Origin of the sequence: Sulfurovum sp. AR (assembly GCF_000296775.1) — a bacterium.
In the GTDB taxonomy this organism is placed as follows: domain Bacteria; phylum Campylobacterota; class Campylobacteria; order Campylobacterales; family Sulfurovaceae; genus Sulfurovum; species Sulfurovum xiamenensis.
The window spans coordinates 14,555-28,776 of sequence record NZ_AJLE01000010.1; the positions used below are offsets into that span (position 1 = coordinate 14,555).

Annotated in this window: 15 protein-coding genes and 2 riboswitches; all 15 genes read right to left on the reverse strand. The window is 39.0% G+C overall.

Features of this window, described 5'->3' with window-relative positions; all coding sequences use genetic code 11:
• Window position 1: 1 nt before the first annotated feature.
• Window positions 2-994, reverse strand: a complete 993-nt coding sequence (gene thiB / locus SULAR_RS08825) for a thiamine ABC transporter substrate binding subunit (RefSeq protein WP_008245208.1) — start codon at window positions 992-994, stop codon at window positions 2-4.
• 6 nt (window positions 995-1,000) lie between these two features.
• Complete coding sequence (locus SULAR_RS08830; protein WP_008245209.1) at window positions 1,001-1,261, reverse strand: hypothetical protein; 261 nt, start codon at window positions 1,259-1,261, stop codon at window positions 1,001-1,003.
• Window positions 1,262-1,274: 13 nt separating this feature from the next.
• Window positions 1,275-3,386, reverse strand: coding sequence for a TonB-dependent receptor (locus SULAR_RS08835; RefSeq protein WP_008245210.1), 2,112 nt, complete (start codon window positions 3,384-3,386; stop codon window positions 1,275-1,277).
• A 78-nt stretch (window positions 3,387-3,464) separates the two neighbouring features.
• A riboswitch (TPP riboswitch) is annotated at window positions 3,465-3,578 on the reverse strand.
• 60 nt (window positions 3,579-3,638) lie between these two features.
• The gene (locus tag SULAR_RS08840; protein ID WP_008245211.1) at window positions 3,639-4,448 is read right to left on the reverse strand and encodes a thiazole synthase; all 810 of its coding nucleotides are present in this window, start codon (window positions 4,446-4,448) and stop codon (window positions 3,639-3,641) included.
• A gap of 1 nt (window position 4,449) precedes the next feature.
• Window positions 4,450-4,653, reverse strand: coding sequence for a sulfur carrier protein ThiS (gene thiS / locus SULAR_RS08845; protein ID WP_008245212.1), 204 nt, complete (start codon window positions 4,651-4,653; stop codon window positions 4,450-4,452).
• Window positions 4,650-5,678 (reverse strand): FAD-dependent oxidoreductase, encoded by a 1,029-nt coding sequence (locus SULAR_RS08850; protein ID WP_008245215.1) that lies wholly within the window; start codon window positions 5,676-5,678, stop codon window positions 4,650-4,652. The genes thiS and SULAR_RS08850 overlap by 4 nt, the downstream gene beginning before the upstream one ends.
• A gap of 4 nt (window positions 5,679-5,682) precedes the next feature.
• Entirely contained in the window at window positions 5,683-7,572 is a 1,890-nt protein-coding gene (gene thiC, locus SULAR_RS08855) for a phosphomethylpyrimidine synthase ThiC (protein ID WP_008245217.1), read from the reverse strand.
• 96 nt (window positions 7,573-7,668) lie between these two features.
• Window positions 7,669-7,794: riboswitch (TPP riboswitch) on the reverse strand.
• Window positions 7,795-7,947: 153 nt separating this feature from the next.
• A complete protein-coding gene (locus SULAR_RS08860) occupies window positions 7,948-8,505 on the reverse strand; it encodes a porin family protein (protein WP_008245219.1) in 558 nt (185 codons plus the stop codon).
• A 142-nt stretch (window positions 8,506-8,647) separates the two neighbouring features.
• Window positions 8,648-8,905: a hypothetical protein gene (locus SULAR_RS08865; protein ID WP_008245221.1), complete on the reverse strand. Its 258-nt coding sequence runs from the start codon at window positions 8,903-8,905 to the stop codon at window positions 8,648-8,650.
• A 76-nt stretch (window positions 8,906-8,981) separates the two neighbouring features.
• Window positions 8,982-9,731 carry a metal ABC transporter permease gene (locus tag SULAR_RS08870; protein WP_008245222.1) on the reverse strand — a complete coding sequence of 250 codons (750 nt, stop codon included), beginning with the start codon at window positions 9,729-9,731 and terminating at the stop codon, window positions 8,982-8,984.
• A complete protein-coding gene (locus SULAR_RS08875; protein WP_038000544.1) occupies window positions 9,728-10,606 on the reverse strand; it encodes a metal ABC transporter solute-binding protein, Zn/Mn family in 879 nt (292 codons plus the stop codon). The genes SULAR_RS08870 and SULAR_RS08875 overlap by 4 nt, the downstream gene beginning before the upstream one ends.
• Before the next feature lies 1 nt (window position 10,607).
• Window positions 10,608-11,885, reverse strand: a complete 1,278-nt coding sequence (locus tag SULAR_RS08880) for a hypothetical protein (protein WP_008245224.1) — start codon at window positions 11,883-11,885, stop codon at window positions 10,608-10,610.
• Between the two features lie 64 nt (window positions 11,886-11,949).
• A complete protein-coding gene (locus tag SULAR_RS08885; protein WP_008245225.1) occupies window positions 11,950-12,303 on the reverse strand; it encodes a hypothetical protein in 354 nt (117 codons plus the stop codon).
• Window positions 12,304-12,359: 56 nt separating this feature from the next.
• Entirely contained in the window at window positions 12,360-12,728 is a 369-nt protein-coding gene (locus SULAR_RS08890) for a Fur family transcriptional regulator (protein WP_008245226.1), read from the reverse strand.
• Between the two features lie 175 nt (window positions 12,729-12,903).
• Window positions 12,904-14,085: an Mrp/NBP35 family ATP-binding protein gene (locus tag SULAR_RS08895; protein ID WP_008245228.1), complete on the reverse strand. Its 1,182-nt coding sequence runs from the start codon at window positions 14,083-14,085 to the stop codon at window positions 12,904-12,906.
• Window positions 14,086-14,222 lie beyond the last annotated feature (137 nt).

A 14,222-nucleotide genomic window follows, 5' to 3' on the forward strand; every position in this document is an offset into this window, starting at 1 on the left:
TTTATCTTTCCAATGCTCTCAGCCATTCATTGATAATTTCTTTTCTATGGCCTTCAACTATTTTACCATCCAGTAAGATCATTTTGGATGGCTGAGTCAGTGTCTCAAATACCTCAGGTAAACCCTGTTTTGTTTTTACAACAGGATAGGCCCAGTTTGCTGTAGGTATGATCTCTGCAAATGTTTCACTATGCATAAATTGTAAAAACTTTTTCGCCAGATCTTTATGTTTGGAAGAGTTGAGCATCGCTGCAACTTCTATCTGTCCGTAATGTCCCTCATTAAAACGTGCACTTTTAAAGTTTGTTCTGTTCTCTTCTATGATGTGATAGGCAGGTGAAGTCGTATAGGACAATACCATATCTGCCTCCCCTTTTAGAAACAGACCATAAGACTCGGACCAGCCTTTCGTAATGGTCAATATATGAGGTGCAAGTCTTTTCCAATACTCTCCTGCTTTCTCTTTATAGACTTCTTTAACCCATAAAAGCAAACTAAGCCCAGGTGTGGATGAACGGGGATCCTGAATAACGATCTTAAAATCTTCGGGCATAGCAACAAGTGCTTCAAAAGAAGTAGGTGGATTTTTCACCTTATTTTCATCATAGACAAAAGCCACGTAACTGTAATCATACGGTACAAAATACTCATCTGTATAGGGAACAGGCAAGTCTAAACTGGAAGTATCCAGATCATGTTTTGCAAACAGTCCCGTTTTGGTTGCAGCTTGTGCTATGTTAGTATCAAGACCTAGTACAATATCTGCTTTGGTGTTTTTACCTTCAAGCTGTATCTTTCTTAACGCACCTATGGAACTGGACATGCCTACAAACTTTACATTACAGTCATATTCTTTCTCAAATGCTTCTTTTATTTTAGGTCCAGGACCCCAGGAGACAGCGAATGCATCATAGGTATAGATAGTGAGTGTGGGTTTTTCATTACTGAGTATAATGACTGTAAGGAGCAAAAATGTGTATAGTATTTTAATCATAAAGGATTATACCCCATATATCCCCTGTCTATTATTACCCACAAACTTTATGACAAAAATAGAATCCGGAATCTCTGTAAAAACCGAGAACATCTCTTTTTCCAGAAGTGCCATGATCACCTTATAGTCACCATGCACCTGAGTGCTGAGTTCATTACGAACGACTTCAACACTCTGCTCTTTTTCAAGTTCAGCTATAAAGGCTAAAATAGGCGCTTCAAATTCTTTTTGAAGCGGGTACATACTGATGTCTACAGAGATTTCCATCTATCAGTCCTCATTAGAAATCATATGATACTGTTAAACCAAATGTTCTTGGTGAACCATATTGAACATATACTTGAGGATCATCCCAACCATCTGCACTGGTATTATCCCAATAAAATGCCTTGATTGGATAATCTTCATCTGTGATATTCTTTACCCATATGTTTGCTGACCAATTTCCTCTAGTATATAGAAGAGAAGCATTTACTATATCATAACCATTAATTTTTTGATTCGTACTATTTGTAAAGTAGTAGCTGTCTTTTCCTTCTATATTTGTATTAAATGCCCAGTTTTCTGCAAAATTATAGTTTAATCCTATATTGTATTGATAATTAGGAGCCTGAGGTTGTCCTCTCCCTTCTAAAGAAGGATCGGTAGGAAATTCATCATATTCAGTTTGTAATAGTCCTATACGTGAGTATAAATGTAGTGAATCCTTAGGATAGTAATCTATTTCTGACTCTAAACCATAATTATAACTTTTACCAGCGTTGACAAGATATTCAACATAATCTGCACCAATTTGATCACTTGTATCAACTTGTTGATCTCTTCTTTTTGCATAAAAAACATTTAATCTACTGTATAATTTATTATCAAAATGACTAGAATTAATTCCTGCCTCAAGATTCCATAGCTCTTCTGTTTCATATGTTTTTAAATCATCAGTTACTGATGGATCAACATTTACCCCACCAGGCTTATAACCTTTTGAAAGTGCTGTATAAATAAGTGTGTTTTTATCAACTTGATAATTAAGACCTATTTTACCTCCATAGAGTGTATCGTCGTAATCTCTACTTACTTCAGTAATTGTATCTGGTGAATAGTCAGCTACATATAATTTATGATCAGAATATTGTGCATCCCATTTTTCAACTCTTAATCCAGTAATAAGTGTCAGTTTATCTGTTAATACTGTGTCAAGTTGACCATAGAGTGCAGTTGCTTTTGTATCATATTTAGTCGATAATTCTTTGTATTCTGCATATCCAGGTTCACTATAGTAATAAAAATTATCTAAAGTATGTTTTCTATCTTGATAATATGCTCCGATTGTCCAGTCTGTTGTATTATTAAATATTTTTCCTTTTTCATCTGAAACAAATCTAACATCAATACTTAGATTTTTTCTGTTTCTATCAAATGAATCATAACCATCATATTGCTCACCACCATTGATATTGTACCCAGGATATGCCCAATCGTAATCCGTAACATATAGTGTATCATTATCACTCCAATTAATTGAACTGATTAATTTTGATTTTCCGAAGTCATAAGTAGATTTCAACAATAATGCATTTGTTTTTTGTTCATCATTTCCTGGTACATCAGCAATTGATTTTCTTGAGTTATCAAGAGTAAATGCATTGTATCCATTGTCAATATCTAGATGCATGAATTTAAAATCAATTGTATGGTTATCTGCAGCGAACCAACGTAACTGCATCTTTGCCGCTAATTCATCAATATTATTTGTATCATCTCGTCCTAAATAAATATTTTCCATAAATCCATCACTTGTGTTTTTATGGATAGAGAATCTACCAAGAAGATTTTCACTTATTTCCCCACCAACTGCCAAACCAAAAGCTTTAGTATTGTAATTACCCACAGTTGCTTCAACATGCCCCTCTGTTTCTCTTGTTGGTTCATTACTTTGTACATTAATAACCCCAGCCATACCATTTGAACCAAATGTTGTACCTTGTGGACCTTTTAAAACTTCAATTTGGTTAACATCAAATAGTGTAACTGCAAGTGTTGTATCACTAAAATCCATTCCGTCAATAGTAATACCCACTGAAGGATTCAATGGATATTTGAATTGTGATCTTTCTCCAATACCACGGATTTGAATATGGTGTGCTCTTGAACCTACACCTGTGAAGTTAACATTTGGAGCTTTTCCAATTACTTCCTCAAATGGAGCTGATGCCTTATCGTATATTTCTTCCTCACCAATAACCGTTACACTATTAGTCGTTTCTGAAAGTTTTTCTTCCCTAAAATCAGCACTTACAACAATCGGATCAAGTGTTACTTCTTCTGCAAATGCAGGTGTATTCAATAATGCATATACTGTGATCATCGAACCAGTTAAAATTTTTGTTTTCATTGTATTCCCCTTAAAATATGTATATGAAAAAAAGGGAGAAAAAGTAGATAAAAAGTGATACATGAGGTATCGAAGGAGTTTATATACGATTCTCTTCCCTACGCTGGTATTACCCAGTTCAAGTTCAACGGGTCAAGCTTTTGAGCTATCTCAGCTTAGATCTTACAAGACCTAGCACCCCGAGAGATTGATGACTACTTATACTGGAAATAAGCTATCATAATGCTTAAATCAGCGTAGAGAAATCGTATATTAATTAAACTGATGCCAAAAAGGTGTACCAACAGTAGGTGTGGAAGGTGAAGCAAATTCACGCTCTTTCATTACCCCTGCTTCGTACCCAAAACGCCCAGCCTCAACAGCCAATCTAAAGGCATCTGCCATTTTTACAGGATCCTGTGCCAAGGCAATGGCTGAATTCAGCAGTACTCCATCATACCCTAGTTCCATCGCCTGTGCTGCATGAGAAGGCTTTCCTATACCTGCATCAACGACCAACTGTAGGTCTGGGAACTGCTTACGAATGGCTATAAGGTTATCCGGATTCATCAGTCCTTTGCCTGAACCTATCATAGATCCCCACGGCATAATGATCTTACAGCCTACATCTGCCAAACGCTTTGCAACAACCAGATCATCTGTAGTATAAGGAAATACTTCAAATCCTTCTTTGATGAGGACTTCGGCTGCCTTTACCGTCTCAAACGGGTCTGGCTGTAAATTGTACTGATCTCCTATAACTTCGAGTTTTACCCAGTTTGTACCAAAAACTTCTCTAGCCATCTGTGCCGTGGTAATGGCCTCTTTGGCAGAGTGTGAACCTGCTGTATTGGGCAGAACTTCTATACCTAAAGATTTGATGATATCCCAAAACGGGTTACCATTTCCCTCACCGGCTGCCTGACGTCTCAACGAAACTGTGACGATCTGGGCACCTGAAATTTTAATGGCATCTTCCATATTTGCCGGACTCGGATAGAGTGCAGAACCTATGAGCAGTCTACTGTTTAATGTTTTCCCGCCTATCTGCCATGTATTGTTGGTTTCCAACTGTTTAGTCATTTCATCCACCTTGTACGGGAGCCAAAATATCTATGGTATCTCCCTCTTTTATCATTGTTTCATCATATTTGGCAATGGGAACAAACGTCGTATTGACAGCGACAGCAAAACCTTTGACTTTATATTCAAGTGCTTCTATCATCTGACTTACATTTAAATTGTTTTCAAGCTCTTTTACTTCACCGTTCACTGATACTTTTATCATTGATATACCCCTCCATTTAATGCTTCTTCCACAACTGCAGGTGCCAATAGATAGCCATGTCTGTACAAACCGTTAATGCGTGTCATCTTTGAAGCATGCTCGATCTTTGGCAAATTATCTCTGAGTGCCGGACGACAATTTGTCAGCATATTGACGATACGTGCTTCCGCAAACCCTGAGTGCATACTGTAGACTGCTGAGAGCAGTTCCAGACTTGAACGTACAGACATTGGGCTTTTATCTTCACTCTCTATCTCTGTTGCACCGATAACATACCTATGATTAGGTCGTGGAACGATATAGATCTTATAGCGTGGGTGTAACATACGTGTAGGTCTGCTTATATTTACCTCAGGTGCATCCAGCCAAAACACCTCTCCGCGTACACCACGTAGATCACTGATGTCATCCTGGGCACCCAGTCCTCGTGAATCAAATACCCAATCAAATGTTTTACTCTCATCCCCAACTGTAATCGTACCCTCTGAGATGTGAGTCACTTTCGTCTCTTGGTGCCATGTCACATCTGGGTGTGCAAGCAAATAATCACTTGATGCTTTCATAAAGCGCTGTGCATCCACCTGCCCTTCATGTGGTATAAAGAACGCTTTAGCATGTTGTTCCAGATCTGGTTCAAGCTGTGTCAATGCCTGTCTGTCCAGAAGCTTGATTTCCGATGCTTTCTCTACTTTTGACTTTAATGTATCGATAAAATGATCCAGCTCATTATAATCTTGAGGATGTGCAGTGATGATACTGCCTTCCCGCTGATACGCATCTGAAATACCGATCTGTTCCAACAGAGCAGGCCAAAGTGCAATAGAGCGATTTCCATGATCAAAAATCACAGACTCTGCACTCTCCAATTCTGCAAAGACAGCGAGCATACCCGCAGCAGTGATACCTGCTGCCTTATCGCCATAGGCTGTGTCTTCATCAAAAAGTGTTACTGTGTGGCCACGTTGTAGTAGGTTAAGTGCCAGCACTCTACCTACTAAACCAGCACCTGCAATACCTATATTCATGTTTTTACTTTTCTTCTATCTTAGCTGCTTCAACATAGACTTCTGAACCCATCTCTTTAAATTTCATGGACATTTCATTCATTCCCTGTTGTTTTGCACTCTCTACATCTGTTCCCAGTGAATCTGCATATTCACGTACATCTGCAGAAATTTTCATAGAACAGAACTTTGGTCCACACATAGAACAGAAGTGAGCCACTTTAGCTGCTTCCATTGGAAGTGTTTCATCATGGTAGTCTCTTGCACGCTCAGGATCAAGACCGATATTGAACTGATCTACCCATCTAAACTCAAATCTTGCTTTACTCATCGCATCGTCTCTTGCACGTGCTCCAGGGTGTCCTTTAGCTACATCTGCCGCATGCGCAGCGATCTTATAAGTGATAAGTCCCTCTTTTACATCTTCTCTGTCTGGAAGTCCCAAGTGCTCTTTAGGTGTTACATAACAAAGCATCGCACATCCGTACCAACCGATCATTGCTGCACCGATCCCTGATGTGAAGTGGTCATACCCTGGTGCGATATCTGTTGTTAACGGCCCAAGTGTATAGAATGGCGCTTCATGACACCACTCAAGCTGCTTATCCATGTTCTCTTTGATCATGTGCATTGGCACGTGCCCTGGACCTTCGATGATCGTTTGTACATCATGTTTCCATGCAATTTGTGTCAAACGCCCTAACTCTTTAAGTTCAGCGAACTGTGCTTCATCATTTGCATCGGCTGTACTTCCCGGACGCAGACCATCACCAAGTGAGAATGTGACATCATACGTTTTCATAATTTCACAGATCTCTTCAAAGTGCGTGTTCAAAAAGTTCTCTTGGTGGTGATGTATCATCCATTTTGCCATGATCGCTCCACCACGAGAAACAATACCCGTCACACGTTTTGTTGTCATTGGTACATGGTGCAGTAAAAGTCCAGCATGAATTGTAAAGTAGTCTACCCCTTGTTCTGCCTGCTCGATAAGCGTATCACGGAATACTTCCCACGTAAGATCCTCAGCGATACCATTTACTTTTTCAAGTGCCTGATAGATAGGTACTGTCCCGATAGGCACTGGAGAGTTACGGAGGATCCAGTCACGTGTCGTGTGAATGTTTTTACCTGTTGAGAGATCCATCACTGTATCTCCACCCCAGCGTGTTGACCATACCATCTTCTCTACCTCTTCAGCGATACTTGATGTCGTTGCTGAGTTACCGATGTTTGCATTTACTTTTACAAGGAAATTACGCCCGATGATCATCGGCTCAACTTCCGGGTGGTTAATGTTACATGGGATAACTGCACGACCCGCAGCAACTTCCTGACGTACAAATTCTGGTGTGATCACCTCTGGCAGGTTCGCACCGAAATTTTCACCCTTCAGTCTTGCTTCTCTCTCTTCGTCTTGAAGATACGCTTCGTTCATCGCTCTATCTTGGTTTTCACGAATTGCAATGAACTCCATCTCAGGCGTAATGATCCCCTGTCTTGCATACCAAAGCTGAGAAACATTTTTCCCTTTTTTAGCACGAAGTGGTGTACGTACAAGTCCTTTTGCACCTGCTGTGACGAACTCAAGTTGTTCATCTGTGTTGTAACCATTGTCTTCAGGCGCCATAATGCGTCCCTCATACTCTTCTACATCACCACGCGCTAAGATCCACTCTTTACGGATCGCAGGAATACCCTGACCTACATCAATATCTACAGTTGGGTCTGTATAGGGACCAGATGTATCGTAAACTCTGAGTTTTGATTCATCACCCAAAGTGATCTCACGTACTGGTACTCTTATATCTTTATGTATTTCACCCTTGAGATACACTTTTTTAGACGCAGGAAATGGGTCTCTGGTTAAAAGTTCATTGGATGTTGTTAATGTGTCTTTGTATGCTTTTGTCATAATATTCCCTTAAAATGTTATATTTAGGGAAGAGGTGTAGAAATTAATGAAGTTATAAATAAAAAAGCTCTTTATGCATAATATTTATAGTTAATAATTAGATACAAGTCTCTTCCTTACGCTGGTATTGTCCAGTTCAAGTTCGACGGGTCAAGCAATTGCTATCTCAGCTATGCATCAGATATGTTCCCATAAATGATCAAAGCTCCCCGAGAGGTTGAAGCCGTACTATAGTGTAAAAATGATAAAAATAAGCTTAATTAAATAGGTAATATAGTAAGAAGGAAAAGATATATAAAAGAATTAAAAATAGTTTTAGAATGTACCCTTTAGTGTGTCAGAAAAGATCTGACCCACCGACGGATATCTAGTTACTTAGAAAGTATACGTTACACCTACGTTGATAGTATCAACAGTAACATCTTCTCTCACGGCAACATTATCAAATCCTGTATCATCATACAGGTTTGTATAGTCTGCAAAGACACCGATATTTTCAGTCACTGCATAGTTTGCACCTAGGCCCCATTGGAAACCACTTTCTGAAAATGAAGGACCCTTGTCAAATGTAGTTTCTCCGTATCCAAGTAATGCGTATACTTTAGCATCACCGATCGGGTACATTGGCTTCACATAGATCGCAGTATTTTCAAGACAGTCCGTTAAACCGGCATATCTAGCCTCTACACCGATATATGGGTTGAAGTTGTAACCTGCCAGTAAAAGTGTTGCATCACCGTCGTGCTCACCGAAGTTCCCTGAAGCATCTAAATTTATATATGTATACCCTGCACCTACATAAAAAGATCCCGTTGATTCATCAACTTCTGGTATAGTGACTTGCGGTTCTACCGGAGTAGTGAAATCCCCACCTGCAAATGCGAATGTATTCATTGCCAACAGGGCAACGATTGATAGTGAAACTTTTTTCATTTTTTCTTCCTTATATTTTAAATTCTTAGAAAAGTGGTGATATTATATCAATTAATATTAAAATGTCAATAGAGAAATGCGATTTTTATCATTTTCTGGCTACAAGCCGATCTCCGTTCCTTTTGAAAAAGGTAATGACTGCCTATTCTTCCGTCTTCATATCGACCAGTTCAGCCAGGAGCTCTTCTATCTCTTCTTCTTCAAGTTCATTACGACCAAGCTCTTCTATGATAGCAAAACATTCTGTTCGCATCTCTCTCATCTCTTCGAGATCTTCTTTTTGTTCCTTAGAAGCAGATTTTGCTTTGTCTATGGCTGCAAAAAGTTCGTCAATAGCGACTTCCAGATCCGGAATGATCTCAAGTTCTAATAGGTTTTTGAGTTTTTCTGCTGGTGTCATTGTCTGTTCCCTATGTTTATTTTTATGTATTGTAGCGAAATAAATGTCTAATCGCTCAAAAAAATGATCAGATTGATCATTTTTTCTTTTCACTCCTGGATGCCATCATGACGATGGCCACAGTAAGAAGCGCACCCATAAAAACAATGCTGTAACCTGTAGGTAAGTCATAGAAATAAGAGATAACAATGGCTCCGATACTAAAAAACCATCCAAAGAGGAAACTGACAAGCAATGGTCTTTTTGCATTGAGAGACATCGAAACAAAAGGTGGTGCGATCAAAAGTACAAAGACGACGAAAACACCTGCAAGTGAAACGGAAGAAGTAACCGTGATCGCAAGAAGCGAAAAGAAAAAGAGTTCTCTGAAAAAACCGTTTAATTTCGGATAGACAAAGTAAAGTGCCATGGCGATGAAAGCATAGATAATTGTACTTTGCAACACATCATGAAGGGGCGTGAAAAGTATATCGCTTGCAAGAAGCGATTTGAAATGCTCCATACCTTCGGAGGAGTGTGAAAGCACCATCATGATCCCACTCGCACCCAAGATATAAAGGATCCCTATAAAGGCTTCCAGATGAAGTTTCCTCGTCGAAGCGAAAGCGATCAAAAAAGCACACAGCAATGCAAAGCTCAGGGTCAGAGGGTAAAAATACTCCTCATGAAAATACCCAAGGCTGATCGATGATCCTAGCGCTGCGAACTGAGCGATAGCAAGGTCAGTAAAGATGATCCCCCGTTTTAGGATCTCTATACCAAAGTAAGCGTGAAGCATCACAAGCACCACAACCAGAGCAATCGGAATAAGTAAAATATCTATCATTTGATCGCACTCGTAAGATAGTCAAAAAGGGCGCTCAAGTTATCAATATCTTCAAGTGCCTCTATATCATGCGGCATAAGTATGATCTTGATACCCGTTTTTTGGCTGATAAAATCAGCGGTTTTTGTTGAGTGATAGACATCATGCAAAATACAGCACGGCTGCTCTTTTTTAATCAGTTCAATGATCTCGATCGTATGTTTTGAAGAGGGCGGTATCCCCGGAAGCGGTTCGATCGTTCCGATATTCACAAGACCGTACTCTTTATTAAAATACGCAAGGTTATCATGAAACTGAATGACCTTCAACCCTTTTTTATCTTTCATTTTCTTCTTCCAAACAGCCATTTTCTGCTGCCAAGATTTAGAAAATTCATAATAGTTTTTTTGATACGTATCTTTGTTTTCTGTATCTATGCTACTAAGAAACTCCTCTATGACCTTTGCCAAGCTCAGGATATTTTTCGGACTGATATGAAAATGTGGATTCCCGTCAGGATGGATATCGCCATGTTTTCTGTCGACACTTTTTGGCTTGTTGATAAGCTTGATGTGGTGCGAAAGATTTAAAAATGTTTTCGTATTGGGCATGGTTTTTGGATTACCGGCACGATTGATGATCGGCGGGAGCCAACCTATCTCAAGCTGTCCGCCATTCATGATCATCGCGTCTGCATTTCTCATTTTACTGATAAGCGAAGGACGGGGAATAATAAAGTGAGGGTCCCACTTTCCTTTTGCCAAAACCGTTACCTTGACATCGTCTCCACCGATCGTTTTGGTCAATGCACCAATAAAAGGATAACTCACCGCAATATTAAGCTGTGCTAGCAAAGTTAACGGTAAAAGTGTCAATAAAACAAATATCTTTTTCATATTAGAAAGCATGTGCCGCGTGCGCACCGATAGCAATATTTGCCTGTAACATGATCGTATCGAGGTTCTGTCTTAAACCAGCTTCGTCATACATGGCTTCATTACGGTTATACTGAAGTCTAAAACGTGCAAATTCACTCGTGTGGTATTCGACCATGGCTGAGTACTTGTTGAAATCATCAACTTCATTCATATCGACACCATCCTTTGTAATATCATTTTGATATATTGTATCATACCGCACACCCATTCTCCAATTTTTATCATGGGTATAGATGAGCTGAGAATAGAGACCGCTCTGTTCTTTATTGATATCTGCAGAGGCAGTTGGAGTATATTGTACCCCATCAAGCTCTCTGTTTAGCCACTCCGTTTGCCATTTAAAAGAGCGGTAAGAGTCAAACGCATGCAACACTACCAGATCAGCCCCGTAAAGCTTTCCATCACCTTTAAATACATGAGCTTCATCACCCTCATCCTCACTATGGTCTATGAGAGAATCACCCTGTGCATAAGAGAGTCCACCAAAGATCGTCGTATCACCGATATCAAAAGAGGATTTCACGTAACCTACATAAAGAGATGGCGCATCCGTACCCTCAATGTGATCTTCTCCCACACTTGTCCATACATTTTCTAATTCTACTGAACCATTGCCAAACATTTGTTCATTTTCACCTTGAAGTACTTCAAGTCCTGCCATAAGATAAAACGGCGTTGGGGCTGTCCATTGGACCTGAACACCCAACTCATTGATACCGTGTGTTCCCAAAAATGATTCATAGACGAGTGGCATATCTCCAAAATCCCAATAGTGATGGTGTTGTGCATTGATATATCCGAAATTTGAGAGAAGTTTACCACCTCTTAATCTTAGTCCATTTCCCAGCGCAGTCGAGGTAAAATAAGCCTCTTCAACTTCTACACCTTCTTGACTGAAGTGAAATGTAGCATCCATACTGAAAAACGGATCCACACTGCTTGAAAGGATCAGCTCCGCATAGTTAAAATTAAATCCCTGGTTTGCATTATAGGTAGCCTCATTACTGCCACCGTGTGCATGTTCTGCGTAGAGACCATGTGCAATACCAGGAAGTCCAAGATGAGAGAGCTCATCGTCGTTTATACTACGATTTACATAAGAGACGTCAGTAATGAGAGAGATATCCGGAATATATTTTGAACTGTCAAACGTTCTTTTTTCTTCATCTAAAAGTTGTGCTATATCACCGTAAGCCAAGCCGGCACAAAGCATACTTGTTAATACTATTTTTTTCATAGTGTATATCCTTAATTATTAATATTTTTGTTTTTTAAATGGTTTTGGTTGAATTATTTTTTGATTATGCAAAATATATCGGAGGTGCAGTCGCATTAAACCCTAGTGCTAAAAATCTGTCGGTATATTGAGAATGTTTGACAATATCAATCTGCTTGAATTGTGGTACCTCTGTATAGTCAAAGCTTGCATTAACAACAACCTTTTCCACTTCTCTTCTTATTGTTATTGAAGGATTCTCATTGATCACAACCACATCTTTAGTATGTTGATAAAGCTTGATCTTGTGAGATGTATCACAGACGTTACATTCTGAGATCTCATCCTGATCATAATGCTGAAAGTGAATGATTGTACTCTGGGATGTCCAAACAAAAAGAGCAATAAGTAGTAACTTCACAGAGTGTTGTAGTTTCATAAAAATTGCCCCCTTTTGTATGATTAAATTAAATAAATTGTTTCACTATTTATAGATTACACTGACGCCAAACATGATGGACATGTACCATTGATAATCACATTATTAATTTCATAATTTGGCAATGTGATATCAATATTTTTAATACACTCTACACTATTGCACTTTACACAAACAAAATGTGCATGTGGATTTAGTCGGACCTCAAAATATCTTTTTTTATCATTGGATTCAAAGGCATTCAAGATACCCTCTTCCTCAAATTTAGAAATATTTCTATAAAAAGTCGCTTTATCCATAGAAATATCATTTTTGATCTCTTCATAACATAGAGGCCTGTCTGCTTCTTTTAATATCTCTAAAAGTTTTACTCTTGCAGTGGTAAGCTTGATATTTTTATCTTTGATCAGTTCTTCTATTTTCATGGTGGAATTATAACTGAAAACTTATTAAATGCGACTAAGTTGCAAATGGGTTATATTAAATAGTGTTTATTATAGATTTAATTGAATTGTATGGATAATTGAGAGAGTATAATTGAAGACATATGACCGAATGCAACAAAGCGATTCGGTCAAAGATGTGATAATATGCAAGGATTTAGTGGCAGCCGCAGCCTGTTCCGCAACTTTCACCTTCAGTTTTTGCAGGTGCCGAAGCTGCTCCTGCACCTGTACTACACGCACTTACACCTGGAGGTGTCGTTGGTTGTACAGCTGAGTTGTCTGCTCCACCCTCAGCATTTACTTTATCGATAAATGCAAGAAGATTCGATGCAGCTTCCTGGTAACGCTTAGCCGTTTCAGAATCTGGCTTATGGTATGTTACCGGCATACCAGTATCTCCACCGACTCTGATCGCTGGTTCTATTGGGATACGAGCGATCACATTTGTATCGTACTCTTTAGCGACCGGTTCTGTTGTACCCATACCAAAGATATCAGACTCAGTATCACATGAAGGACAGATGAATCCACTCATATTCTCAATGATACCCGCAGTTGGGATATGGAGTTTTTGGAACATGTCTAATGAACGTCTACTGTCATCAAGAGAAACCTCTTGTGGTGTCGTTACTGTGATACCCGCAGTGATAGGTACAGCTTGTGCAAGTGAAAGCTGTGCATCACCAGTTCCTGGAGGCATATCGATCACAAGTACATCCAGTTCAGACCAGAGAATATCTCTCAAGAATTGCTCGATCGCTTTCATGATCATAGAACCTCTCCAGATAAGAGACGTTCCTGGTTCCATTAATGAACCCATAGACATAATTTCAACACCATAGGCTTTTAATGGTACTGCTTTGTTCCCTTGGATCTCTGGTTTTTGATCTTCAACACCCATCATACGAGGAATGTTCGGTCCATAAATATCTGCATCAAGAAGACCTACTTTTTTACCTTGCATTGCCATAGCAACTGCAATGTTTACAGAAGTGGTAGATTTACCAACACCACCTTTACCTGAACTTACCATTACAAAGTTCTTAATATGTGGTGCGATATTCTTACCGCTTACTGAGTTAGACATTTGTTTTGGTGCTTCCGGCGCAGTGATATTAATATTCACGTCTTTGAACCCAAGTTTATTGAGTTCATTGGTTGCTTCAAGTCTAAGTTGTGCTTTTACCTCATCAGCCGATGAAGTAATATCTATTGTCAAACCTATAGTATCACCATTGATAACTATATCTTTGACAAAACCGAATGTGACGATATCTTTCGTAAAGCCCGGATATGTAACGTTCTTCAACGCTTCTAATACATTTTCTTGTGTCATGTTCTTTATTCCTAACTTAATTTTATTTCGTTAAATGATATACGAGTTATACCACTTGAATCTTAAATTAGATTGAAAAAATAGACCAATATCGTAAATAAGAGTAAATTTGTCCGATAAAGTATGACTAAAGGGTT

What these genes read in the sequence shown, in the direction of transcription:
- SULAR_RS08835 (WP_008245210.1), bottom strand. Translation starts at nt 3,386, where the DNA reads ATGAAAACAAAAATTTTAACTGGTTCGATGATCACAGTATATGCATTA.
- SULAR_RS08875 (WP_038000544.1), bottom strand. Translation starts at nt 10,606, where the DNA reads ATGAAAAAGATATTTGTTTTATTGACACTTTTACCGTTAACTTTGCTA.
- thiS (WP_008245212.1), bottom strand. Translation starts at nt 4,653, where the DNA reads ATGATAAAAGTATCAGTGAACGGTGAAGTAAAAGAGCTTGAAAACAAT.
- SULAR_RS08865 (WP_008245221.1), bottom strand. Translation starts at nt 8,905, where the DNA reads ATGACACCAGCAGAAAAACTCAAAAACCTATTAGAACTTGAGATCATT.
- SULAR_RS08885 (WP_008245225.1), bottom strand. Translation starts at nt 12,303, where the DNA reads ATGAAACTACAACACTCTGTGAAGTTACTACTTATTGCTCTTTTTGTT.
- SULAR_RS08860 (WP_008245219.1), bottom strand. Translation starts at nt 8,505, where the DNA reads ATGAAAAAAGTTTCACTATCAATCGTTGCCCTGTTGGCAATGAATACA.
- SULAR_RS08880 (WP_008245224.1), bottom strand. Translation starts at nt 11,885, where the DNA reads ATGAAAAAAATAGTATTAACAAGTATGCTTTGTGCCGGCTTGGCTTAC.
- thiC (WP_008245217.1), bottom strand. Translation starts at nt 7,572, where the DNA reads ATGACAAAAGCATACAAAGACACATTAACAACATCCAATGAACTTTTA.
- SULAR_RS08895 (WP_008245228.1), bottom strand. Translation starts at nt 14,085, where the DNA reads ATGACACAAGAAAATGTATTAGAAGCGTTGAAGAACGTTACATATCCG.
- SULAR_RS08830 (WP_008245209.1), bottom strand. Translation starts at nt 1,261, where the DNA reads ATGGAAATCTCTGTAGACATCAGTATGTACCCGCTTCAAAAAGAATTT.
- SULAR_RS08890 (WP_008245226.1), bottom strand. Translation starts at nt 12,728, where the DNA reads ATGAAAATAGAAGAACTGATCAAAGATAAAAATATCAAGCTTACCACT.
- SULAR_RS08870 (WP_008245222.1), bottom strand. Translation starts at nt 9,731, where the DNA reads ATGATAGATATTTTACTTATTCCGATTGCTCTGGTTGTGGTGCTTGTG.
- SULAR_RS08840 (WP_008245211.1), bottom strand. Translation starts at nt 4,448, where the DNA reads ATGACTAAACAGTTGGAAACCAACAATACATGGCAGATAGGCGGGAAA.
- SULAR_RS08850 (WP_008245215.1), bottom strand. Translation starts at nt 5,678, where the DNA reads ATGAATATAGGTATTGCAGGTGCTGGTTTAGTAGGTAGAGTGCTGGCA.
- thiB (WP_008245208.1), bottom strand. Translation starts at nt 994, where the DNA reads ATGATTAAAATACTATACACATTTTTGCTCCTTACAGTCATTATACTC.